The sequence below is a fragment of the bacterium genome (genome assembly GCA_035281585.1).
Lineage (GTDB): Bacteria > UBA10199 > UBA10199 > DSSB01 > DSSB01 > DATEDP01.
In genome coordinates, this window is sequence record DATEDP010000033.1 from 1 (window position 1) to 23,516 (window position 23,516).

18 protein-coding genes are annotated in these 23,516 nt (G+C 62.4%); 7 read left to right on the forward strand and 11 right to left on the reverse strand.

What is annotated here, in order from left to right; translation table 11 throughout:
* Window positions 1–235: 235 nt before the first annotated feature.
* Window positions 236–418: a hypothetical protein gene (locus tag VJR29_02190; protein ID HKY62201.1), complete on the reverse strand. Its 183-nt coding sequence runs from the start codon at window positions 416–418 to the stop codon at window positions 236–238.
* A 107-nt stretch (window positions 419–525) separates the two neighbouring features.
* On the opposite strand from VJR29_02190, the gene VJR29_02195 reads away from it, so the two are divergent.
* From VJR29_02195 to VJR29_02205, 3 genes are read left to right on the forward strand one after another with little or no spacing between them, the layout of a single operon-like run.
* A complete protein-coding gene (locus tag VJR29_02195) occupies window positions 526–753 on the forward strand; it encodes a hypothetical protein (protein ID HKY62202.1) in 228 nt (75 codons plus the stop codon).
* A gap of 21 nt (window positions 754–774) precedes the next feature.
* Window positions 775–2,316: a protein kinase gene (locus tag VJR29_02200; GenBank protein ID HKY62203.1), complete on the forward strand. Its 1,542-nt coding sequence runs from the start codon at window positions 775–777 to the stop codon at window positions 2,314–2,316.
* Between the two features lie 44 nt (window positions 2,317–2,360).
* Window positions 2,361–4,649, forward strand: a complete 2,289-nt coding sequence (locus VJR29_02205; protein HKY62204.1) for an Npt1/Npt2 family nucleotide transporter — start codon at window positions 2,361–2,363, stop codon at window positions 4,647–4,649.
* A gap of 110 nt (window positions 4,650–4,759) precedes the next feature.
* Here the strand turns inward: VJR29_02205 and VJR29_02210 are convergent, their stop codons facing one another.
* The 3 genes from VJR29_02210 to VJR29_02220 are packed head-to-tail and all read right to left on the reverse strand — an operon-like array spanning window position 4,760 to window position 8,873.
* Window positions 4,760–6,457 carry a hypothetical protein gene (locus VJR29_02210; GenBank protein ID HKY62205.1) on the reverse strand — a complete coding sequence of 566 codons (1,698 nt, stop codon included), beginning with the start codon at window positions 6,455–6,457 and terminating at the stop codon, window positions 4,760–4,762.
* Window positions 6,454–7,755 (reverse strand): hypothetical protein, encoded by a 1,302-nt coding sequence (locus VJR29_02215; GenBank protein ID HKY62206.1) that lies wholly within the window; start codon window positions 7,753–7,755, stop codon window positions 6,454–6,456. Before VJR29_02215 ends, VJR29_02210 begins: the two co-directional genes overlap by 4 nt.
* A 17-nt stretch (window positions 7,756–7,772) precedes the next feature.
* Window positions 7,773–8,873: a metallophosphoesterase gene (locus tag VJR29_02220; protein HKY62207.1), complete on the reverse strand. Its 1,101-nt coding sequence runs from the start codon at window positions 8,871–8,873 to the stop codon at window positions 7,773–7,775.
* Window positions 8,874–8,927: 54 nt separating this feature from the next.
* Between VJR29_02220 and VJR29_02225 the strand changes: the two genes are divergently transcribed.
* The 3 genes from VJR29_02225 (at window position 8,928) to VJR29_02235 (ending at window position 14,412) form a co-directional block, all read left to right on the forward strand.
* Complete coding sequence (locus tag VJR29_02225; GenBank protein HKY62208.1) at window positions 8,928–10,916, forward strand: S8 family serine peptidase; 1,989 nt, start codon at window positions 8,928–8,930, stop codon at window positions 10,914–10,916.
* Window positions 10,917–10,991: 75 nt separating this feature from the next.
* Window positions 10,992–12,692, forward strand: a complete 1,701-nt coding sequence (locus VJR29_02230; GenBank protein ID HKY62209.1) for a choice-of-anchor Q domain-containing protein — start codon at window positions 10,992–10,994, stop codon at window positions 12,690–12,692.
* Between the two features lie 37 nt (window positions 12,693–12,729).
* The gene (locus tag VJR29_02235) at window positions 12,730–14,412 is read left to right on the forward strand and encodes a right-handed parallel beta-helix repeat-containing protein (protein HKY62210.1); all 1,683 of its coding nucleotides are present in this window, start codon (window positions 12,730–12,732) and stop codon (window positions 14,410–14,412) included.
* A 64-nt stretch (window positions 14,413–14,476) separates the two neighbouring features.
* On the opposite strand, the gene VJR29_02240 is transcribed toward VJR29_02235, so the two are convergent.
* From VJR29_02240 to VJR29_02255, 4 genes are all read right to left on the reverse strand, one after another.
* Window positions 14,477–14,965, reverse strand: a complete 489-nt coding sequence (locus VJR29_02240) for a hypothetical protein (GenBank protein ID HKY62211.1) — start codon at window positions 14,963–14,965, stop codon at window positions 14,477–14,479.
* Between the two features lie 72 nt (window positions 14,966–15,037).
* Window positions 15,038–16,639 carry a choice-of-anchor Q domain-containing protein gene (locus tag VJR29_02245; GenBank protein HKY62212.1) on the reverse strand — a complete coding sequence of 534 codons (1,602 nt, stop codon included), beginning with the start codon at window positions 16,637–16,639 and terminating at the stop codon, window positions 15,038–15,040.
* A gap of 20 nt (window positions 16,640–16,659) precedes the next feature.
* Window positions 16,660–18,228 (reverse strand): choice-of-anchor Q domain-containing protein, encoded by a 1,569-nt coding sequence (locus VJR29_02250; GenBank protein HKY62213.1) that lies wholly within the window; start codon window positions 18,226–18,228, stop codon window positions 16,660–16,662.
* Window positions 18,229–18,264: 36 nt separating this feature from the next.
* Complete coding sequence (locus VJR29_02255) at window positions 18,265–19,812, reverse strand: choice-of-anchor Q domain-containing protein (GenBank protein ID HKY62214.1); 1,548 nt, start codon at window positions 19,810–19,812, stop codon at window positions 18,265–18,267.
* Between the two features lie 100 nt (window positions 19,813–19,912).
* Between VJR29_02255 and lnt the strand changes: the two genes are divergently transcribed.
* Window positions 19,913–21,451, forward strand: a complete 1,539-nt coding sequence (gene lnt / locus VJR29_02260) for an apolipoprotein N-acyltransferase (protein HKY62215.1) — start codon at window positions 19,913–19,915, stop codon at window positions 21,449–21,451.
* Here the strand turns inward: lnt and VJR29_02265 are convergent.
* The 3 genes from VJR29_02265 to VJR29_02275 all read right to left on the reverse strand — a co-directional run bounded on the left by VJR29_02265 (window position 21,393) and on the right by VJR29_02275 (window position 23,500).
* Window positions 21,393–22,385, reverse strand: a complete 993-nt coding sequence (locus tag VJR29_02265; GenBank protein ID HKY62216.1) for a hypothetical protein — start codon at window positions 22,383–22,385, stop codon at window positions 21,393–21,395. The two genes, lnt and VJR29_02265, sit on opposite strands and share 59 nt — an antisense overlap.
* Before the next feature lie 32 nt (window positions 22,386–22,417).
* Complete coding sequence (locus tag VJR29_02270) at window positions 22,418–22,828, reverse strand: DUF5684 domain-containing protein (protein ID HKY62217.1); 411 nt, start codon at window positions 22,826–22,828, stop codon at window positions 22,418–22,420.
* Between the two features lie 96 nt (window positions 22,829–22,924).
* Window positions 22,925–23,500 carry an OsmC family protein gene (locus VJR29_02275; protein HKY62218.1) on the reverse strand — a complete coding sequence of 192 codons (576 nt, stop codon included), beginning with the start codon at window positions 23,498–23,500 and terminating at the stop codon, window positions 22,925–22,927.
* Window positions 23,501–23,516: the final 16 nt, after the last annotated feature.

Sequence of the window (23,516 nt, forward strand, 5' to 3'; positions counted from 1 at the left end):
CAGGAGCGCTTCACGACCTGTCCCGATTGCCATCGGGTTTATTGGGAGGCGACCCATGTTGCCAAGATTCGGGAGAAGCTTCATCAGCTGATTTTTGATTCTGAAGAAACCTTCCCCCTTTGAAAAAGGGGGATCGAGGGGGATTTTGCGGCGGCTTTTTCGATTCGAGAAGCTCGTTGTTGTGCGGCGGTTTTTAAATCCCCCCTGCCCCCTTTTTCAAAGGGGGGTTCCACTTTTAGTATTGTGGGACGCAGACGCCCTGGAAATAGGGCGGGGCTTGGCAGCGGCAGCCGGCGGAGCAGTCGACGTTGGAGAAGCACGGCGTGCCGCCGGCGCAGTAGACGCAGAAGACCGGCGCGGGCTCAAAGGCCAAAAGGCCGGCCAATACGAGAACCACCATCAGCAGAGCCTTCTTCATCTCGGCTCATTGTGGGCGCTTGGAATGGCAGGGTCAAGAGACCGCAGATTTACCTTAACGGGCCGGATTGGCCAGAGTAAAATGAGCCACCCAAGATAGGAGCTCCCATGAAAGCCATTCTCCCATTGTTTGCCGCGTTGAGCTTGATCCTGGCCGGCGGCTCGATCGCCCGGGCCGACGACAACCTCGATCCGCCCGATGTCCTGCAGAAAAATCAGGGCCCCGGCAATATCGACGCCACCGCTCCGGCCTTGAACAAGAAACCGCCGGCCGCGCCAGTGCCGACGGCTTCGCCCCTGCCCAAGCCGCCCGAGAAAAAGAAATCGGGCTATTAAAATCGTGGTAGGCTTGGCGATGTGAAGCCCAAGCTGTCCACCGAAACCGGGCCGGAAATCACCCAGCGCTTGGCCGCCAAGGCTTTCCGCAAGAGACTATTGGTGTTTTTCGGCGCCGCCTGCGCCGCTTTTCTGCTGGGCTTCCTCGGCTATATTTACGCATTTCGTCCAAGCGGCCCGATCGACTCCGCCCTTCATTCCGGGCTCCCGCTCTTCTTGGTGCCGGTGATCCTGGTTCTCGGAATCTTGGCCGCCCTGCTGATGCGGCCCTCGCTGCAAGCGCTGAAAGCCCTCGACGTGGCGGTGCTGCTGCTGGTTCTGCTCAGCCTAGCCCTGTCCAACCTCCGGATCGAGGGCCGCTATTCCATCCCGCTGCTCTACGGCGGCTTGCTGCTCTGGCACGCCACCGTCGTTCCCTGCCGATTCGCCCTACAGGCGGCCCTGGCGCTCGCGGCCTTGGCCGCCTTCGTGCTCGGCCAATGGGGCGAAACCCGGCTCGGCTTCGACGGGCTGGAGCTGGGCCTCCTGCTCGGAATCTCGCTGGCCATCAGCCGGACCACCGAGCGCTCGCAGCGCAGCCTCTTCGAGGCCCAATCCTACGGGAACTATCGCCTGCTGAAGGAGCTGGGCACCGGCGGCATGGGCCGGGTCTACGCGGCCGCCCACTCCTCGCTCTGCCGGCCCACCGCCATCAAGGTGATGGAGCCGAAAAACGGCCAAGATCTCGACAGCGCCATCGCCCGCTTCGAAAAGGAGGTCCGCCTGTCGGCCACCCTGACCCATCCCAACACGATCACGATCTTCGACTACGGCAACTCCGAGGCCGGCGGCTTCTTCTACGCGATGGAGCTGCTCGATGGGATGGATCTCCAAAGGCTGGTCGAGCGCTTCGGCCCCTTGCCGGCGGCGCGGGTGGTCCCGATCCTGCTCCAGGCCAGCGCCGCCTTGAGCGAAGCTCACAGCAAGGGGATCATCCACCGCGACATCAAGCCCTCGAATATTTTCCTGTGCCGCCACGGCGGCATGGCCGACTTCGTCAAGGTCCTGGACTTCGGCCTGGCCAAGGAGCTGCGGAGCAAAAATACCGCCGAGCTGACCCAGTCCGGCGAGCTGCTCGGCACCCCGCGCTACATCGCGCCGGAGAGCGTGGGCGAAAAAGGGACCGTCGACGCCCGCACCGACATCTATATGCTGGGCTCGGTCGCTTACTGGATGCTGACCGGCAAGGCGCCCTTTGAGGATGCCTCCGGCGTCGACGTCATCGTCAAGCACCTGACCGAGGCTCCGCGGCCGCCCTCCCAGGTCACCGAGCTTCCCATCCCGCCGGAGCTGGAAAAGATCGTGATGCGCTGCCTCGAGAAGCGGAAGCAAGACCGCTTCCAGAACGTCGGCGAGTTGTCGCGGGCCCTCCAAAACCTCGCCCTGGAAGAGACCTGGGACCAGGAAAAGGCCCAGGAATGGTGGAAACTGCACTTCGCGCCGACCGAGAGCCCGGCCGCGGCCGGTCCCAAGGCCCCTCCGGCTCCCGGCCTCCGCACCCTCTGCCCCCGCCGGGCCGGCTAGAGATTTCGCTTTGGCCGCCGGCCGGCGGGATTTAAGCTCCCCAAATGGCGATGTGGCGCCGCTTTTACGATTGGCTGGACTTCCGCCCCGAAGAGGCTCGGGCCCTTTGGCTTTCCTTCGCCGGCGCCTTCCTGATCGTCGGCTTCATGATCCTGGCCCGCTCGATCCGCGAAGCCCTCTACCTCGACGCCTTCGACGTCAAGTCCCTGCCTTACATCACCCTGACCGTCGTGGTCTTGGGCTTTCCCACCGCGTCGTTGTTCTCTTTCTTCCTCTCGCGACATTCGACCCAGCGGGTGCTCAACATCATCGTGCTGATCGTGCTCGGCGGCTTGGCCTTGCTTTGGCCGATCGCCCACCTGCACCGGATCACCGTGATTTTCTTCTACCTTTGGACGGCGCTGGCGACCTTGGTCCTGACGGCCGGGTTTTGGATCGTGGTCAGCGAGCATTTTCCGATTCGCGGCGCCAAGCGGCTCTACGGCTTGATCAGCGGGGGTGGCACCGCCGGAGCCTTGGTCGTCGGGACCGCGCTGCGCCCCTTGACCAAGAGCATCCCGGTCTTTGGCCTTTTGCCGATGGTGATCGGATTGCTCTTCCTTTTCTGGCTGACGATCGTTTTTCTGCCCAAGGTTTCCGAGTCCCGCGAAGAAGCGTCCGCCCAAAAGCCTTCCCTGGGCCAGCAAATCCGCTTGGTGTGGAATTCGCCCCACCTCTCGGCCATCGCGGTCGTCGTCATCACGGCAACCTTGGCCTCGACCCTGCTGGATTTTCAATTCAAGGAATTCGTCAAGGAAGGCCTGCAAGACAAGCAGGCGATGGCCGGCTTCTTCGGGGCCTTCTACGGCTGGACCGGCGGCGTCGCCTTGCTCATCCAGATCGTCCTGACCTCGCGGCTGCTCTCCAAGCTGGGCGTCGGATGGACGATGTCGATCCTGCCGGTCATCCTGCTGGCAGCCGGCGGCAGCCTCCTCTTCATCCCCAGCCTCTACTTGGTCACCGGTTTCCGCGGACTCGACAATTCCTTGCGCAAGTCGCTGCACCGCTCGGCCATCGAAGTCCTCTACGTGCCGGTCCCCTCGCTGCTCCGGCGCAAGACCAAGACCTTCATCGATTCGGTCCTCGATTCGCTGGCCGAGGGCTTCGGCGCCCTCTTGATCTTCTTCACCGTCACCTGGGGCAATATCCCTTCGCGCTATCTTTCGATCTTCATCCTGGTTTCAGCCAGTCTCTTCTTTCTTCAAACCCTGCGGATGGACCGCCGCTATTACAAAACCTTGGTCCAACGCCTGAAAGAAGGCGAGGAAGAAGCCGCGGCGGTCTTCGCCGAGGAAAGCCGCTATGGCCAAGATCTGCTCGATGCCTCCTTCAGCTCGATCGACCTGCGGAAGAGCCTGGAGAAGAAAGGGATCGTCTTCGAAGACCGCTCCAGCCACCGGCCGCCGGAGCCGGAATCGAAACCGGCCGAGACCAAAGGCGCGAATGAATCCGAAGACCGGCAGGCGATCTTGGGCTCGAACGACTCCGAAAAAATTCGCCGGCTCCTGGAAAGCGAGTCGACTTGGGAGCCGGCCCAGGTCCCCGCCTTGGTTCGGCTGCTGGTCCGCGACAACCTCTACCATCAAGCCGGCCAAGCCCTGGCCAAGATGGGCGAGCCCTGCCTCGAACCCTTGATTCAATACCTGGGCGACGAGAGCAACGACTTCGTCATCCGCCGGCGCATTCCCCAGATCCTGGCCCGGCTCGATTCGGAAAAGGCCGAAGCGGCCCTGCTCGATGCCCTGTTCGTCGAGCGTTTCGAGATCCGCTACCGCGCCGCCGTCGCCCTGATGAAGCGCTGCCAATCGGAGCTGAAGCACTTGCCGAAGGAAGAGAAAAAAGAGCTCCTGTGGAAGGCGATCCGCTACGAGGTCAACCACGAGAAGCCGGTCTGGGAGATGCAGCAGATCCTCGACGAGCTGGACGAGGAGGAGCGCGACGATTTTCCCCAGCATCTCGAAGCCCGGGGCGAGCTGAGCCTCGAGCACGTTTTCCGGATGCTGGCCCTTATTTTCGATCCCCGGCTGATCCGGACCGCCTTTCAAGGCCTTCAGGTCGAGGACCCCAAGCTGCGAAGCTTCGCCCTGGAATACCTCGAGCAGATCCTGCCCGACGACGTCCAGGAGAAGCTCTGGCTCTTCATCGGTGACGTCAGCGAATCGAAGAAACGCAAGGCCCAGCGGCCGCTGGAGGAAGTGGCCCGGGAGTTGATGGAAACCGGCGCCACCCTGTTCATCGACAAGCAAGACCGGGAAAAGCTCAAGGTCGCGCTGGAGAAGGCTCAGAAGGAGTAGGTGGCGTTCTGTCATCCTGAGGAGCAAAGCGACGAAGGATCCGCGACTGCCCAAGGCAGATGGTCTACATTGGGTAGTCGCAGATCCTTCGCTGCGCTCAGGATGACGTTCTACCGATACCGCCGATTCAGCCCCAAAATCCGCAGCTCGCCCGATTTCTCCAGGATGACGTCGACCGCCGGTCCCCAGAATTCCTCGCCGCTCCGCCGGGTCTCCAGCTGAAGCAAATAGGTCTTCTCCGGCTTCATCCGTCCCAATAGATCGGCTGGCAGGCTCGCGCTCGGCGCTTGGGTCTCGGTCCAATCGAGCAAATCGTAGGCCCCGCGGTCTTGGATCACCCGGTAGCGATAAGTCGCCGAGCCGGCCGGCGCCAGCCCCGCCTGGACCAGTAGGTCGTCGAAGGCCAAGGCCTGGCCCTCGGCCGCCGGCTCCAGCCGAAAATTATCCAGCGGATTGACCCGGCTGAGCCAATAGCTGCCGATCTTGTTCCGACGCTCGATCAAGGTCTTGGCGATGTAATCGGCGGCCTCGGGGTCGGAGTAGCGGCCTTCGGCCACGATGGCCCGGATGTCCTCGTCGCTCAGCTTGGTCAAAATCTTGGCCGCCCAAAAAGCATCGCGATAAGTCATATTCTGGAAGCCGGGATGAGGATAGGCCGGCCGCCATTTCGCCGGTTCGAAGTATTTGGATTCGTAGATGCCGACCGATTCCATCCCCGGATCCTCGACTCGCTCCCAATCCGGCTGGTAAGCGCCGAAGGAGAAAAAGGAGGCGCCGACTTTCTTGAGATTGAAGCGGTAGTCGTCCAAGTGCTCCTTGGCCTTGGGCTTTTGGCTGGCGCTGCCCAGGCTGTTGCCGAGGTCCAGCATGTAGTGCCGAACATAGCCCTTCTCGCCCGGCCCGGTCTTGATGAAGGTGTCGAGGGTGTTGGCTTCTTTGGTGTCGGAATTGTTGAGCAGGGCCGAGACCACGGCGTAGCCGCGGAGCTCGCGGCGGTGTTCGTGGGGCATGTGGTCGTTTTTGTCGCTCCAACGCCGGCCGCGCCAAGTCGTAGGCCCCAGGATTTTGCCCTCGATGATCTTGCTGGCCAGGGCCCGATAGCGGCCGTCGCCCTTCTCGGCGATCCGGCGGAACAGGGCCTCGAGGTCGGCTTGGGCGAAGGGAATGGTCTTGCCGTAGCGAGTTTTGGTGGTGGCTCGGGGCGAGATTCGCAGGATGTCGGGGTGGAATTCGACGATGTAATTTTCGGCGAGGTTGTAGCCCATCGCGTAGACGATCTTGGTCGCGATCGTCTCGGCCGCCGACACCAGCTCGGGCGAGCCCGGCGGATCGAATTTGAGCAAGTATTTGTCGCCCCGGCTATCCTCGATCATGATCCCCGGGGTCTTGCCCTCGGTCTTGGCCCGGACCACGGTCCAAGGCCCCTGGGGATCGGGCCCGGTCCCGGTATTGGGGCCGCGGCGCAGCTCCTCGACCGTCATCGGGCGGCGGCCGAGCCGGTTCGTGAACCAGGAAGAATCGGCGACCTCGTCGAAATTGTTGGTGTTGAGGGACTCCTGCTTGGTGTTGAAGCCCATATTATAGAGGGCCCGCTCGCCCCGCAGGCCCAAATTGGTGGCCCGCTCCAGCTGGTAGAAGAATTGATAATTGACGACGTCGGCGACGTCGTACTCCTCCCGGGTCTGGGGCAGCTTGACCGGCTTGCGGTCGCGGTCGACGAGCCAGCGCGCCGGTGGATAGCGAACCTGGGAGGTGGCGGCGCAAGCCGTCATGCTGAGAGCCAAGGCCAGGGCCAGCCAGCGCCTCATAGCACCTCCCCGAAGCGGAAGAAGATCAGGGCGCCTTCACCGCCATAGCCTACCCCGAAGCGCAAGAGCACGTGGTCGCGGGCGATGATCCGAATTCCGCCGCCCACCGAATAGCGCCAATGGTCGAAGGAGAAATCGGTCAGGCCGTTGAAGACTTTACCGGTGTCGACGAAGACTCCGCCGTCGATGTAATCCCAAATCGGGAAGCGATATTCGAAGTTGAAGAGCACGCTGGCGCTGTCCTTCCAACGGCCGGATCGGAAGCCGCGCAGGGGCGACTGGTAATCGAGGGTGTTCACCAAATTGAAGGGAATGCCGCCGCTGCCCGGATCGAACTGGAAGACCCAGTCGTTGCGAACCACCAGAACGTGGCGCGGCGTCCAGAGCCGGAAATACTGCCGGATGTCGAGCTCGATTTCATTGAAGCTGAACTCGTTGGTCCCCCCCAGGCCTTGGAAGCGGCTGAAGCTGATGGAGCGATAGCCGCCGCGGGAAGGAACGTCCTCCGAATCGCGGGTGTCATGGGCGACCTGGAGGCCGAATACGAGATAGTTGGTTCGGTCCCGGAAGGCGACCAGCTCGCTGGGAGGGAAAACCTGCTCGACGCTGGGCTTGTCGCCGTCGTCGTCGGCCCGGGCCCGGGCGGTGAGAAATTGGGCCGGCATCGACAGGGTCAGGCTGGGCAGCACTTGGTATTCGAATTCCATTCCGGTCCGGACCCGGTTGAAGCCGTAATCCGACTCATCGGCCCTGCTGGTGTCGTCGCCGATGCCGAAGAAATTCTGGTCGTTCTTCTCTCGAAAGCGGGCGCTGAAATTATAGCGAAAGGGCCGGTTGGCCACATAGTAATCGGGGCTGGAGAGCTTCAGCCCGGCCCGCATGTCGAAATCGGTGAAAACCGTGAAATCAGCGCCGATGTTGTAACCGGAGTGGAAGACGTCCCGAGCCCGTAAGCCCAAACCGCCCCCCAGACCATCGCCGCCCCCGACTTGGAAAATCGGAAAGATGATGAAATCGTTCCGCAGGAAATAATCGGCGGCCCGCTCGATGACCTTATGCCGCTCGGCTATCTTGGTCAGCTCGTGGAGGGGATAGGTTGCGCCGCGCAGGACGTAGGCCGGAATCTCCAGCGGAAAAAGGTAATACTTCTTGGCCTTATAGGAGCCAGGCGCCCGGATATCGACTTCGGGGTCCGGAGTCGGCGAAACCTGTGGACTCGGCGCTGGAGTCGCCTCTTCACCCCAAACCGAAGGGACGAAGGCCAAGACCATCCATAGATAGAAAAAGGCTCGTTTCAAAGGCTCCCCGGCTTTCTCTATTTAGGACGATAAAAGATCTCGAAGCGGTCGTCGCTGACGGTCGGGCTGTATTTCATGGTGCCGACGATCTTTTCGTCATCCACCTCGAGGGTAATGTAGTGATAAACCACTTTATAGTTTTTAAGGAGCGAATTCTCTCGGACCCGGTAGAGAGGCCCGCCGCCTCCGCCGGTGACAATATAAGTGACGCCCTTGATCGGCCCAACCCGCTGGTAATTATGGTCGTGGCCGGTGAGGACCAAATCCACCCCGTGCTTCTCGAAAAGCGGCACCAAATAGGCCTGAACCCGGGGATCGCTGCTGTGGTTCGACCAGCTATAGGCCGGGTGATGGAAGAAGACCACGATCGGGTCCGAGGCTTGGAGGGATTTGAGGCGATCCTCCAAAAAGCGATACTGCGGGCAATTGGGAGAAAAATTAATGGTGGTGTCGAGGGCGATGAAATGAGCCTTGCCGTAGGAAAAATAATAATAGCTGGCGCCCTCGGGTCCCAGGCCGAAGTAGCGCCGGTAATTGCCCTCCTTGGAATAATCGTGGTTGCCCATCGAAGGCTGGTAGGGCACCGAAGCCGACATTCGCTGAATTTGGCGGAAAAGTAGATCCCAGAAAGCTTGCTTCTCGCCGTTGAAGACGAGGTCGCCGGTGTTGAGGACGAAGGCGGCCTTCTCCGCTTCCATGTGATCGACCAACGATTGATGAACCCGGGGGCTGCCCCAGCCCGAGCGGTTGTCGCCGTAGGCGATGAAAGTGAAGCGGTCCTTGGATTTGCCGCCGTTGACCACCGGATACCAAGGCGTCGCATTTTCGCCGTCGACGACGCGGTATTCCCCGGCATCGTCGGAAAGCTCGGCCTGCCAAAACTCCGAGCCCGCCGGCTTCAACTCCGCCCGGTGGGGGGATTCGGCCGGCTCCTTTCGCCATTCGACGGCCGGCTTGGTGAGGGAGGCGGCTTGCAGCCGGACGATTTGCTTGTTTTCGACCCGATGGAGGATGGGGCCTTTTTTCACCTTCAAATCGGCGGCCCCGGCGGCCTTCGGACCGATCAGCCCGAGCCAAAGGGTGAAAAAAATAACGACGGCAGATCCGCGAATTAACATAATATTGCCAACGCCCGATTGACAAAATCGGGTGGATCGCATGAGCTTAGTCGAATGAGCCGAAGCCGGATAATCTTATTTTCAGCCTTGATCCTCGGCTGGCTTTTGCCCAAGGCCCTGCCGGCCGGCGACTGCGGCGAAAGCTATCGCTGCCAAGAGGCTTTGGTGAAATTTTCACGGCGGCTCGGCCCGGCCGATATCGAGCGCCTGCTCGAATCCCACGGAGCCTCGGTCCTGCGGCGCTTCCCCCTGACCCGGCTCCACCTGATCTCCTTCCCCGCGACCCGGGAAACCCGGGAATGGATCGCCGCCTTTCGCCAAGAGCCCGGGGTCTTGGTGGCCGAAACCAACGATTACGTCTCAGCCCAAGCCCTGCCCGACGACCCCTCTTTCAATTTGCTCTGGGGCTTGAACAATACCGGCCAAACCGGCGGCCTGGCCGGCGCCGACATCGCGGTCGAGCAAGTCTGGGACAGCTTCCAAGACGGCAGCGGCGTGGTGGTGGCGGTCATCGACACCGGAGTCGATCACCTTCACCCCGACTTGGCGGCCAATATGTGGGTCAACGCCGGGGAAATTCCGGCCAACGGGATCGACGACGACGGAAACGGCTTTATCGACGACATCCACGGCTATGACTTCGTCAACAACGACGGCGATCCGATGGACGATCATCAGCACGGCACCCACGTTGCCGGAATCCTGGGCGCGGTCGGCAACAACGGCGTCGGTGTCGCCGGCGTCGCCTGGAGCGCCAAGATCATGGCCCTCAAGTTCTTGGACGAGAGCGCCGGCGGGTCGGCCAGCGGCGGAGTCCTGGCTATCGAATACGCCCTGGCCAACGGCGCCAAGATCCTCAACAACAGCTGGGGCTCCTCGAGCTTCAACAAGGCCTTGGAAAGCGCCATCCTCGAAGCCGATTCCCAAGGGGCCCTGGTCTTCGCCGCCGCCGGCAATCAGGGCCGCGACATCGACTCCAGCCCCTTCTATCCGGCCGGCCACGATCTGCCCAACATCGTCAGCGTGGCCTCGATCGACGACGCGGACGAACTTTCTTCCTTTTCCAACTTCGGTCTCCGAAACGTCGATTTCGGCGCTCCGGGCGGCGAGGTCTTCAGCACCAAGCCGGCCAACGCCTACGGCTACATCTCCGGCACCTCGATGGCTTCGCCCCATGCGGCCGGCGCCGCGGCCCTGCTCTGGACCCAATTTCCGGGGCTGAGCCACCGCCAAATCCGCAACCTGATCCTCCAAGGGGTCGCGCCCCGCTCCTATCTGGCCGGGAAGACGGTGATGGGAGGCTTGCTCGATGTCGGCAATTCGCTCGCCATCGCCCTCGACCCCAGCAACCAAATTCCCGAGGCCAACGCCGGCGCCGATCAAAGCCTCGAATTGGGTCAAATCGTGAGCTTGAACGGCTCAGCCAACGACGGCGACGGCGATTTCCCGCTGAGCTTCGATTGGGAGCTGAGCGTTCCGCCGGGCTCGCGGAGCCGTCTCGATTCCTTCTTCTCCCAGAGCCCCACCTTCGTCCCCGACATGGAAGGCGAATACATCGCCACTCTCGTCGTCAGCGACAGCGCGAGCGACAGCATCCCCGACACCGTGACCGTGACGGTGGCCGGAGGCAGCCTGCCCCTGCCCGAGGTCCTGATCCGGGCCCATTTCCGGGGAACGAACGGCCTCCGCCAAGATTTGGGAGCCGGCTCGCCGGCGCCGATCGGAACGGTGGTTTCGCTGGACGGCTCGGAAAGCTCCAGCCTCTTCCCCGATCCGCTGCTCTTCGAATGGGAGCTCGTCGCCAAACCCGATGGCAGCACGGCCCTGCTGTCGTCGACGGACAAGTCCGGCAGCAGCCTCAATCCGGACCAGCCCGGAACCTACACCGTCCGGCTTCGGGTCGAGGACGGCTACAACGAAAACTTCGCCGAGCTTTCTTTCACCGCCTTGGAACCCTCCGGCCCCGCGGACCCCGACCCGCCAGATCCCGCCGGTCCGGCCTCAGCCGGCGGAGGGGGCTGCGGACTCCAAGCTCAACGATAAACCTCTGTTATTATTTGACAATTCTCATGCTCTTCCCTACCCTTTCGGGAAACCATTTTCATTGGGGGGATTGCCATGAAACTCATTTCAAGGTCACTGGGGTCCTTATCGATCCTACTCCTTTCAAGCTGGAGCCTTTCCTCGCTCCAAGCGGCGACGATCAACGTCACCGATCCTAACGACGCCTTCGGCGGCGGGGTTTGCTCCCTGCGCAACGCCATCGAGTCGATCAACAACGGCGGCGACTTCGGCGGCTGCGTCGATTCGACCACCGACGGTTACGGCACCAACGACACCATCGCTTTGACCGCCCAGACCTACGTGCTTTCCTTGGGCACCACCAACGAGGACGACAATGCCGACGGCGACCTCGACATCTCGGCGACGGTCAACATCATCGGCGCGGGTCCCGACCAAACCACGGTCAGCGGCTCCGGCTTTCCGGCCGATGAAGAAGACCGGGTGTTCCACGTCGTCGAGCTGATCAACGGCAGCGGCGGCTTCACCCCCAGCATCACGGTCAATATCGAGGGATTGACGATCCGCGACGGCGACGGGACCTTTAACAACGCCGCCGGCGCCGGCCTGGCCATCGAATTTTCCCAAGCCGCCGTTAACTTGACCGACGTTATCGTGACCGCCAACGAATGCGACTGCGACGGCGGCGGGCTCTATAATAACAACGGCGTGCTCATTCTTAACAACACTTTGGTCAGTGCCAACGTCGCAAGCTCCGACGGCGGCGCGCTGGACAACGACAGCACGGCCATGACCGTCATCCAAAACTCAACCCTCGACGGCAATTTCGCGCCCGACGACGGCGGGGCCATTCAAAATAGCGGCGGCTTCGTTCTGATCAGCAATTCGACGATTAGCCGGAATAGCTGTGTGGAAGAAAACAGCCCCGAGCTCGTCATTGCGGGCGGATCCGACTTCCAGGGCGATGGCGGCGGCATCATCAATATCAGCGGCACCATGCTCTTGGTCAATTCCACCGTCAGCAACAACGAAGCCGGCTTCCAAGGCGGCGGCATTTTCGTGCCGAGCAATGTGAATGGCGGCGGCCCGTCCTTCGTCGCTCTCTTCAATGTCACGGTCGCGGACAACACGGTTCTCTCGGTCGATGGCTTCGGCGGCGGCCTTTGCCACGACTGCACGATCTTGCCCGGCGGCACCACCGGCAGCGAGTTCGAGCTCACCAACACCCTGGTGGCGAGCAACGATGCCGCCAACTCGCCGGATTGCGGCGGCGACTATATCTCCAACGGCTACAACTTGGTCGGCGACATCGAGGCTTGCAACGGCTTCACCGCCACCGGCGACCAAACCGGCGTCGCCGACGCCGGCATCGGGCCGCTCCAGAACAACGGCGGTCCCACCGAAACCCATGCCCTGCTCGAGGGCTCGCCGGCCATCGACCGGGCCAATGACGTCGAAGGCTGCCAGGGGCCGATCGTCCAGGACTTTATCAATACCGGCGGCACCATCAACTTGGCGGTGCTCGACGAGGACCAACGGGCCTTCCTCCGGCCGGTCGCGGTCCTCGACCCGGCGCTGGCGATCTGCGACATCGGAGCTTACGAGTTCCAGGTGCCGGTGCCGACGCCCACTCCCACGCCGACGGCGACGGCAACCCCGACTCCGCCCTTCCAGGGCTTCATCGAAGGCAGCGGCTGCTCGTTGAACCCGGCGGCGGCGCCGGCGGCGATTTCACTGTGGCTGGCTCTAGGCTTGGCGGCCGGCTTTCTCGGACTGAGGAAAAAAGCCCGCGATTAGCCGAGACTCTTAACCATCTTTCGAAAGGGAAAGCGAAATGACCTTCATCCCAAGGATCCTTGGATCGCTCACGATCCTTTTATTCTCAGGCATGGCCGTGGCGGCGACGATCAACGTCACCGAAACAGCCGACTCCTTCGACGGCAGCGCCTGCTCGCTGCGTAACGCCGTCGAATCGATCAACGTGGCCGCTGATTTCGGCGGCTGCATCAACTCCAGCGCCGATGGCTACGGCGTCAACGACGCCATCAGCCTGACCGCCCAAACCTACGTCCTGTCGGTCGGTGGAAGCGACGAAGACGACAACGAGTTCGGCGACCTCGACATTCTCAACTCGGTTGCCATCACCGGCGCCGGCTCGGCCCAAACAGCGATCAGCGCTTCGGGCTTTCCCGACGGCGAAACCGACCGGGTCCTCCATTTGCCGCCGCTCATCGTCGGCGATGGGCCGGTCGAGCCCTCGATCGTCGTCACGCTCCAGGGCCTGACCGTCCGGGACGGCTCGCTGCCCGACGGCGAAGGCGCCGGCGTGGCGGTGGAGCGGGAAGCGGCCGAGGTAACCTTGGACGACGTCGTCATCACCCAGAATCTCGCCGAGGAGGACGACGCCGGCGCCTTGGTGAACACCGACGCCAGCACCACCATTCTCAACAGCCGGATCACCAACAACCAGGCTCCCAACGAGGACGCCGGCGCCATCGACAACGAAGGCGGCGTGCTGGTGATCGACAACAGCACCTTCGACAACAACTTGTGCGCCGGCTCGGGCGGCGCCATTCAAAACGGCGGCATCCTGGTCGCGACCCGCACGACTTTCAGCCGGAATCAGGCCGTCGGCGGAATCTCGGAAGCCGGCATCGAGGGCGCTGGAATCTCGGACGGCTTCGGCGGAGCCATCGACACCAGCGCCAACATGATGCTGGTCAACGTGACCATCAGCAACAACGAGGCCCTCAGCGCCGGCGGCGGCATTTGGGCCGAGGACGCTTCGCTACCCACCGGCGATTTGGCCGAGCTGAGCAGCCTGCTGTTCAACGTGACGGTCGTCCAGAACTCGGTCACCGGTGCCGGCGGCTTCGGCGGCGGGATTTGCGTCGATTGCCAAGTGCTTCCGGGCGGTGAAGGCCCGGTCGGCGGCTTCGGGGTCTTCAACAGCCTCATCGCCCAAAACGACAGCGAAAACTTCCCGGATTGCGGCGGCAGCTTCGATTCGGGCGGCTACAACTTGATCGGAAACATCGACGGTTGCGACGGCTTCACCGCGACCGGCGACCAGACCGGCGTGGCCGACCCCGTTATCGGCCCTCTCCAAAACAATGGCGGACCGACCGAAACCCACGCCTTGCTCGAAGGCTCGCCGGCCATCGACCGCGGCAATGACGTCGACGGCTGCCAAGCCCCCCAAGTCCAACCCTTGATCGACAGCGGCACTTTCGTGCTCGAAACCCTGACCGAGGATCAGCGCGCCTTCACCCGGCCGGTGGCGGTCCTCGATCCGGCGCTGGCGATCTGCGACATCGGCGCCTTCGAGTTCCAAGTGCCGGTTCCGACTCCCACGCCGACCCCAACGGCGACGCCGACGCCCCCGCCCTTCCAGGGCTTCATCGAAGGCAGCGGCTGCTCGCTGAATCCGGCGGCCGGCGCTCCGGCGGCGGCTTCGCTGTGGCTGGCCCTGGGCTTGGCCGGACTCCTCGGTTGGAGGAAGAAGGTCCAGGAATAAGGCAAAGCTCGAGCTCAAAAAAAAGCCCGGCCGCCAAGCCGGGCTTTTTTTTGACCAGGGATGGCTATCGGGCCTTGGTGAAGGCCTTGACGAAGTTGGCGTCGAAGTCGACGTCGACCTTGGGTCCGCCCATCGCGCTGTCGTCGAAGCTGAGCTTGCCGGCAAGGTGCTTGGCGTCGTCGGCGCTGACCTTGAGCACGGCGGCCTCCTTGCTGCCCGAATGTTGGATCATGCCGCCGTTCAGGACCATCCAGTAGTTCAAGCGCGGGCCGCCGTCCAAATCGACCGTCATGCCTTCGGTCAGGTCGCTATCGGAGCAGCTCATCGCGGCGCAGGCCTGGAGCTTGGCGCTGAGATCGGTCCCGGAAAGGATGATCCGGCGAATGATCTTCTTGTTGTCGATGGCGTCGGGGCCCTTCACCAGATAGGCGTACTTCAGGGTCACCGTGGCCTTGGGATGGACGAGCGTGCCCTTGGCTTCGCCGGCGAGGGCGCCGGAAGCGGAAAGGGCAAGAATCGCGGTCAGCCATAGGGCGGAAATCGATCGTTTCATGAAAGCTCCTTTTGGGGTTCGTCAAAAAAAAGCCCGGCCTTCCGGCCGGGCTTTGTTCAAAAGACGCTAGGTTTAATCACGGGCTTTCTTCTTGAGGCCGAGGAAGCCGGCCGCCAAGCCCAGAGCCAGCCACAGCGAAGCCGCCGCCGGAGCGCCGGCCGCCCGATTCAGCGAGCAGCCGCTGCCTTCGATGAAGCCCTGGAAGGGCGGCGTCGGGGTCGGCGTCGCCGTCGGCGTAGGAGTGGGCGTCGGCGTAGGCTGAATCACTTGAAGCTCGTAGGCGCCGATGTCGCAGACCGGCACGCTGGGATCGAGGATCGCCACCGGCCGGGTCTCGCCGCGTTGGTCTTCGGTCAAGGTGAAGAAGGTCAGAGGGTCTTCGAAATTGTCGGGATTGAAGGCCTCGACATCCAGAGCCTCGCAGCCATTGGGATTGCCGCGGTCAATGGCCGGGCTGCCGGTCAGGAGCGCGTGAGTCTGGGTCGGCCCGCCGTTGTCGGCCAGGGGGCCGAGCAAGGCATCGATCGGGGCGGTGTCGGTGCCGACCTGGTCGTCGTTAACCCCGTCGGCGAAACCGGTGCAATTGTCGTTGGGACCGATCTGCCCGATCAGGTTGTTGCCGCCGCTTCCGTAGGCACCGAAGCATTCGGGACCGGAGCCGGAGGCCGTGTTTTGGGCCACGATGGTATTGAAGATTTGAGTTTCAAAGCGGGGGTCGTCGAAGTTCCCGCCCGCCGGGACCGCCGCCGGTTGCACCTTAAACAGGCCGCCGCCGGTTTCGGCGCTGTTCAGGGTGATGGTGACGTTATAAACGCCCTTCAAGCCGCCGCTGGTGAAAATACCGCCGCCTTCCGTCTCGGCGCTGTTTCCGCTGACCGTGCTATTGATCATGAAGAGATAATTGCCGAGGTCACAAATACCGCCGCCGGAGCCGCTGGGCGAGCGGTTGTTGTTGACCGTGGAATTGACGATGGCCATCAAGCCGTCTTCGTTTTCGATACCGCCGCCCAAGCAATCATCGACACCGTTATCTAAGGAGCCGGTCACCTCGTTGTCTTCGACCGTCGAGTCTTCAAGGATCATTTGGTCGCCGTCGAAATCGTTGCCGTCATAGGAGATACCGCCGCCCTCTCCGGCCACGTTGCCGGTGACAATCAGCCTTTGGGCCAAGACGATGCTCTCATCGAATTGGAGGGCGCCGCCGTCGCTGCCGTTGGCATTGCCGCCGGTCAGGGTCATGTCGGTGATGGTGAATTCGATGCCTTCGACGTCGATGACCCGATCGCCGCCGTCGATGCCGGAAGCGTCGATGGTGGTGAGATCGGCGCCGGCTCCCTGGATCGTGACCGGAGTATCGTTTCCGTCAAGAATGTCGAGGTCGCCGGTCTGGTTATCGTCCTCTTCGCCCGAGAGCGTGAGCTCGTAAATGCCTTCGCCGAGAACGATGGTGTCATCGGTGCCGAAGCTTCCTACCACCGTGCAGCCGGGCACCGTGGCATTGCTGGCCAGATTGATCGCCTCGACGGCGTAGCGCAACGAGCAATTGACATTGTCGCTCCCGATCGCCGGATCGGTGAAAATGTTGGGTGTGATCGTCGCGGCTTGCGGCGACGAAAGGCCGAGCAGGCTGGAAAGGCCCAGCGCCGCCGAGAATAGCGATTGACGAAACTTCATGGATCCTCCGCGAGTCATGTTTATTTTGCCCGCCGGCGCAGCCGGCGGAAAGTCCAGGTCGAGAAAGCCGCGAACAGGGCCCAAGCCCCCAAACCTTGAACCGAAGCCGGTCCGGCATAGGCCAGCGTGCAACCGCTGCCCTCGAGGAAGCCTTGAAAAGGCGGCGTCGGAGTCGGCGTGGGCGTGATGATCGGGGTCGGCGTCGGAGTCGGCGTGGCTTGAACCTCAAAGGCGCCGATGTCGCAGATCGGCACCGCCGGATCGAGGATCGCCACCGGCCGGGTCAAATGACGCTGGTCGTCGGTCAGGGTGAAGAAAACCAAGGGATCGCTGCTGTCGGGCACGAAGGCGTCGAAATCCAAGGCCTGGCAGCCATTGGGATTGCCGCGGTCAATGGCCGGGCTGCCGACCAGCAGGGCATGGGTCTGGGTCGGGCCGCCGTTGTCGGCCAAAGGCCCGAGCAAGGGATCGATCGGAGCGGTGTCGGTGCCGACTTGGTCGCCGTTGCTGCCGTCCACGAAATTGGTGCATTGATCGTTGGGCCCGATCTGGCCGATCAGGTTGTTGCCGCCGGTGAGGAACTCGCCGATGCAATCCGGGCTGGAAGCGGCGGTGTTCTGGGCAACGATGGTGTTGAATATCTCGGTGGTGAATCGCTCGTCGTCACTATTACCGCCGTTGAACATGCCGCCGCCGGCTCCTTCGGTGGCCTCGTTGAAGGCGATGGTCACGTTGTAAAGACCCTTGAGGCCGCCCGACGAAACAATTCCGCCGCCGTCTCCCAAGGCCGTGTTGGAGCTGACGGTGCTGTTAGTGAGAAAAAGATACTCGGAGTCATCGCAGATACCGCCGCCGCTGTCGCTGAGGGCCTGGTTGTTGCTGATGGTGGTCCCGACGATGGAAACATTGCCCTGTTGAATGTAGATGCCGCCACCGCCACCACAAAAGCCGCCGCCCTGCGGCGCGATCTCTTCGACGACGTTGCCGTCGATCGTCGAATCGATGATGACCAGATTCACACCCTCGTTGCCGTCGTAGTATAGACCGCCGCCGCGACCGGCGTCGTTGCCGGTCAAGACGACCTCTTGGAGGGTCAAGTCCACTTCATTGGTGTCGATGGCGCCGCCGTCGTCGCTGTCGCTGGTGACATCGCCACCGGTCATGGTGAGGCCGATCACCGAGGCGATAATGTCGCCGTCGCCGCTATCGTACTGAACGATGCGGTCGCCGCCGTCGATGCCCGAGGCATCGATGGTCGTCAGGCCCGATCCGGCGCCTTGGATGATGAGGTTGACCAGGACGTCCAAATCGCCTTCGAGGTTGTTATCCTCGTTGGAACCGCCTTCGGTCAGGGCATAAGTCCCTTCGCCGAGGACGATTGTGTCGTTGTTGCCGAAGGTCCCGACGACCGCGCAACCCGGAACGGTGCTGTTATCCGCCAAATTGATCGCCTCGACGGCATAACGCAGCGAGCAGTTGCTCATGTCGGAGCCGATCGCCGGGTCGGTCAGGATGTTGGGAGTGATCGTCGCCGCCTGCAGCGAGGGAATCGCGAGCCAACCGGACACACCAAGGACTGCCGAGAACAAGGACTTTCCTAGCTTCATTTTATCCTCCGGAGAAAATTATTTCGCTCGCCGGCGCAGCCGCCGGAAAGCCCAGGTCGAAAACAATGCCAAAATAGGCCAAGCACCCGCACCTTGAATCATCGACGCGCCGGAATGAGCCAGCGAGCATCCGCTGCCCTCGACGAAGCCCTGAAATGGCGGCGGCGTCGGGGTGGGTGTCGGGCTCGGCGTGGGCGTCGGCACCGGCACTTGGAACTCGAAGGCTCCGATGTCGCAGATCGCCAGCGCCGGATCGAGGATGGCCACCGGCCGGGTCTCGCCGCGCTGATCGATCGTCAGCTCGTTGAATTCGATCGTGTCGTCGGCGAAGAAGAGCGGCGCATTCAGGGCCTCACAGCCGTCGGGGTTGCCGCGGTCGATGGCCGGGCTGCCGACCAGCAACGCGTGGGTCTGAGTCGGGCCGCCGTTGTCGGCCAAGGGACCGAGCAAGGGATCGATCGGCGACCCGGGTGCGCCGACTTGGTCGCCGTTGGTCCCGTCGACGAAGTCGGTGCAGTTGTCGTTGGGCCCGATCTCCCCGATCAAGTTGAAGCCGCCGCTGGGAAAATCGCCGTTGGCGCAATCGTTGCCGGTGTTGCCGGCGGTGTTGCGCGCGATGATCGTATTGAAAACGGTGACCGGAAAGGGGTCGCCCTGCCCGTTCGACGCCACGACACCGGCGATGCCGCCGCCGGAACCGCCGGCTTGGTTGAAGGCGATGGTGACGTTATAGGCCCCCTTGAGGCCGTTGCTGGAACCGAAAGTGGCGACGATGATTCCGCCGCCGTCTTCGGCGGCGGTGTTGCCGCTGACGGTCGAATTGGTAAGGAATAAGAATCCCGCGCTGCAGATACCGCCACCTTCGTCGGTGAGGGCTTGATTGCCGCTGATGGTCGAATTGCTGATGCCGGCGTTGCCGGGCGAGGCGATCAAGCCGCCGCAAGCTTCGGCCCGATTGCCGTCGATCGTGGAATTGCTGATCAGGGCATCGCCGCCGCCGATGATCAAGGCACCGCCGCCGCTGTTGGGGGCCTCGTTGTCGGTGAGGCGAACGTCGTCCATTTGAAGAAGGCTCGCTAAACTCAGAATGGCGCCCGCACCGTCGCTACTGGAACCGCCGGTGAAGGTGACGCCGCTGATGCTGGCGGAGGTGATGTCTTGGATCTCGATGATTCGATCGCCGCCGGGAATGCCGCTGGCGTCGATGATGGTGGTGTCCACTCCCTGGCCGGTGAGGATGAAATCGTTGAAGGCGACCAGATCGCCGTCGGCGTTGTCGTTACCGCCGTCGGCAATCGTCAGAACATAGGTATCGGCCCCGAGCACGATCTCGTCGTTGTCGCCCAGAGCGCCGACGGCGACGCCACCGCAGCCACCCTCGAAATCGGTGCCGCCGTTATTGATCGACTGCATCGCCATTCGCAGCGAGCAATCGGTCCCGGTGTTGACGCCGGGCAGCGGCGGATCGGTGGTGATGTTGGGAGTGATGACGGCCGATTGGGAAGCCGCGGAAACGAGCAAGCCGAATATACCGACACACGTCGAAAAGGTGGATTTTCGTAGCACGGGCAGCCCTCCTAGAGATGGGTCCAAGAAAAACGGCTTTCTGGATTTACACGAAAATCCCGTTGGTGAAAAACAAAAAATAAAGGAATAAGGGGGGCTTATGGCCTATTTCGCCGCCTTTCTCTCCGGTCTTCTGGCCGCCCTTTCCTTTCCGACCATCGTGGCCGGCCATCACTTTCCGGACCTATCTTGGCTGGCGTGGGTGGCGCTGATCCCCTATTTATCGACCTTGGAGCCGACCCGGCTGGGCCGGGCCGCCGGCCTGACCTTCCTCTTCAGCTTTAGCTGGAATGCCCTCACCTCTTATTGGATCTTCAACGCCCTTTATTTCAACGGCCAGCTCTCGGTCGCGGCCAGCCTTGGCGTCCTGGCCACGATGGCCGTCCTGCTGGCCGGACTCCAGTCGGCCTTCATCCCGCTGACCCTATTCCTGATTCGGCGCTTTCGCCTGCCTTGGGTCCTGACCATGGCCGGACTTTGGGCGCTCTACGAGTGGGTCCGGAACTATTGGCCCTTCGGCGGCTACCCTTGGGCCAATCTCGGCTACAGCCAAGCCACCTCGATCCACCTGCTCCAATCAGCCGACCTCTTCGGAGTCTACGGCCTCAGCTTCGTCCTGGTGGCGGTGAACGCGGCCCTCACCGAGGCTCTCCAGGCCTGGCGACGGCAGCGCCCTTTCCCCAAAGTCTCACTGGCCGCGGCCCTAGTGCTGCCGGTGGCTTTCGCGGCTTATGGCTCCCTCCGCCTGCGCCAAGTCGAGGCGCGGACCGCCGGAAGCCCCAAGCTGGCCGTCGGCCTCCTCCAACCCAACATCGGCCAGCGGCTCAAATGGAAGAAGGACCTGAACGACTATATCCAAAAACTTTTGCTCCAGATGACCCGGCAAGCGACCGAGCAAGGGGCCCAGTTCGTGATCTGGCCGGAATCGGCCCTGCCGACCGCCCTGCCGATGGGTCTGACCCAATTCGCCCCGCTGAGCTCCTTCTCGGTGCCGATCTTGCTCGGCATCCTCTCGATCGAACAGCCGATCGGCCTCTTGAAGCCGGTGCTCTATAACAGCGCCCTCCAAGTCGATCCCGGCGGCCAATTCGCCGGCCGGATGCACAAGCAGCATTTGGTCCCGCTGGGCGAGTACGTCCCCCTCAAAAAGCTGCTTTGGTTCGTGAAGCCGGTGGCCGCCAAGATGGGCGATTTCCGAGTCATCGAGCCCAAGGAGCTGCTGAAGGTCGACGGCCACCCTTACGGCGTCGTGATCTGCTACGAGGACCTTTTCCCCGAGATCGCGCGCCACTATACCCGGATGGGCGCCGCCTTCCTGGTCAACATCACCAACGACGCCTGGTACGGCGACGTCTCCCAGCTCGATCAGCACCTCCACTTTTCGATTTTCCGGGCGGTCGAAAACCGCCGAGCCCTGGTCCGGGGCACCAACACCGGCTACACCGCGGCGATCGACCCCAGCGGCCGGATCCGGGCCGAGATCCCCAAGTTCATCGCCGGCATCCTGCTGGCCGAAATCCCGCTGGAGAAAGAGCTGTCGGTCTATGTCCGATTCGGCGATGGGCTCTGGATCGGCTTGATTACCCTCGGGCTGGCGACCGCCGGAAGTATCCGAGGTCGGAAATCCGCAGCGTCGTGACGTAATGCATGAAGGTCCAGAGGTAGAAATAACCCGGTGAGAAGAGGTAGGCCAAGGCATTGCCTTGGGCGAGGTCCTTGAAGGGGAAGATCTGCCTCGGCACGTACTCGACGCTCAAGGCCGCCGGCATGAAGCGGTAAAAGGCGTAAAGGCCGAAAACGATGGCATTGATCACCAGCATGTCGAGCAGGTAGCGATTGCGCCGGGGCTTATCGTCCTTCCACCGAAAGTAATAATGCAAATACCAGCTGGAGTAGTGAAAGAGGATCACCGCGCCCATCAGGTAGAAGTGGTTCGGCACCCGGCCGATCGCGTAGAGCACGGCGAGAACGGCGGCGGCCAATAAGAAGTAGACGTCGTGAGCCTCCATCCGCGAGGGCCGCAGCCGGATGTAGGCCAGGTAGGCGACCAGACCGAGGCCGGCGGCGACCAGGCAATAGGGAGTGATCCAGGCCCCGAGCAGCGGCACTTGGAAAGTTTGCGGCGGCAGGATGCCGGTGACGAAGCGATAAGTGCCGACGAAGATGCTGTCGACGATCATGCCGCTGTAAAGCGCCACGAAGGGAAAAAGGGCCAGCCCTCGTTGGAAGTTGGGCTTATCCTTCCAAAGAAAGCGCTCGTCGGCCGAAAGATGGACCACGAAGTAAACCGAGGCCGCCGTCACCAAGAGATAAAGGTTGGGATAGAGGATGTAGCCGCCGAAGATCAGCGCCATCGCGAGGAGGTACTTGATCAGGTAGGCCTTGGTGATCTGGCCGTACTTATATTGATAGTAATAGCAGGCGAGGAAATGCCCTTGGCCGAAGACGATGATGGCCTCTTGGATTTCCAGCGGGCTCAGCAGAAAGAGGGCCAAGGCGGTCAAGGCCATCGAGAGGAGCTTCTCGAAAGGCACCGACGCGACCGGCCGGCTGATGGCTAGGGCGGTTTCCACCGGCGCTGGTATATCCCTTCGCCGAGCTCAGATCAAGCCGGCGCCGGCGCCGCCGGACCCTGCTCGCCGAAGGCCAGCATCAGCAGGATGACGAAGTTCACGACCGGCACCAGCATGAGCAGGCCCCACCAGTTGGGCCGGCCGCGGCGCTCGGCGATCCCCGCCCAGGAAAGAGCCAGGATCACCAGGTTGACGATCGGGATGAGGAAAAGGATCAGCCACCACATCGGCTTCTTGGCCAGCTGCAGGAGGAAGACCAAGTTGACGATCGGGAGCAGCGACATCACGAAGCCCTTGCCGAAGGAGACGCCCAGCTTCTCGCCGATCTTGGCCAAGCAAAAAGCGATGCAGATCCAGGCGATCAAGAAGGCCACGAGGGTGCCGAATCCGAGCCCGGCGTAAAGTCCCTGCTCGACCTGCGCTTGCATTTCGGTTGGAGTCATAATCCCCCCTTTCCAGGCCTCGGTTCTAGCACGGCCCCAAGGGGTGGACCTATCCAAAAAACCGCGCGCCCCCCGGGGGCGCGCGGCTATCGGCGTTTAAGCGATGACTAGGTCGCCCTTGAGGCGAACCGGCTGGGAAATGTTGAAATAGTTGGGCGAGGTGGCCTGGACCCGCTCGTGGATCTTTTGGAACTGCTCCGGCGTCCCCTTGCCCTTGACCCGGATCCGATACCCGATCTCCTCGTAGCCCGGCTTGATCGAGGGATCGAGGGCGAAGAAGCCCCGGAGGTCGAGATCGCCCTGGGATTCGATGCTCAGCTCCTCCAGCTCGATGCCCTCCAAGGCGCAGAGGGCGGCATAGCCCACCGTCATGCAGGCATTGAGCGCGGCCATCAGGAGCTCTTGGGGATTGGGCGCTTGGTTGGTGCCGAAGAGCTCCAGCGGCTCGTCGGTTTGGATCCGAAAATCCTTCTTCACCCGCTGGCCCCCGATCTCATAGCCCTCGACCCGGGTCTCGCTGCGAGTCCCGCCGAGCCAGGAGGTGCGCACCTGCCATCGGGTCTGGCCCTTGATCGGGTCCGTCGCGATTTCCTCGGCGGCTTGACCCAGGGCCTCGACATCAATGCCGTTGACGGTTTGGGTTTCGGCTTTTCTTTCAACGTTGGTTTTCATGATTTTCTCCTTTTGG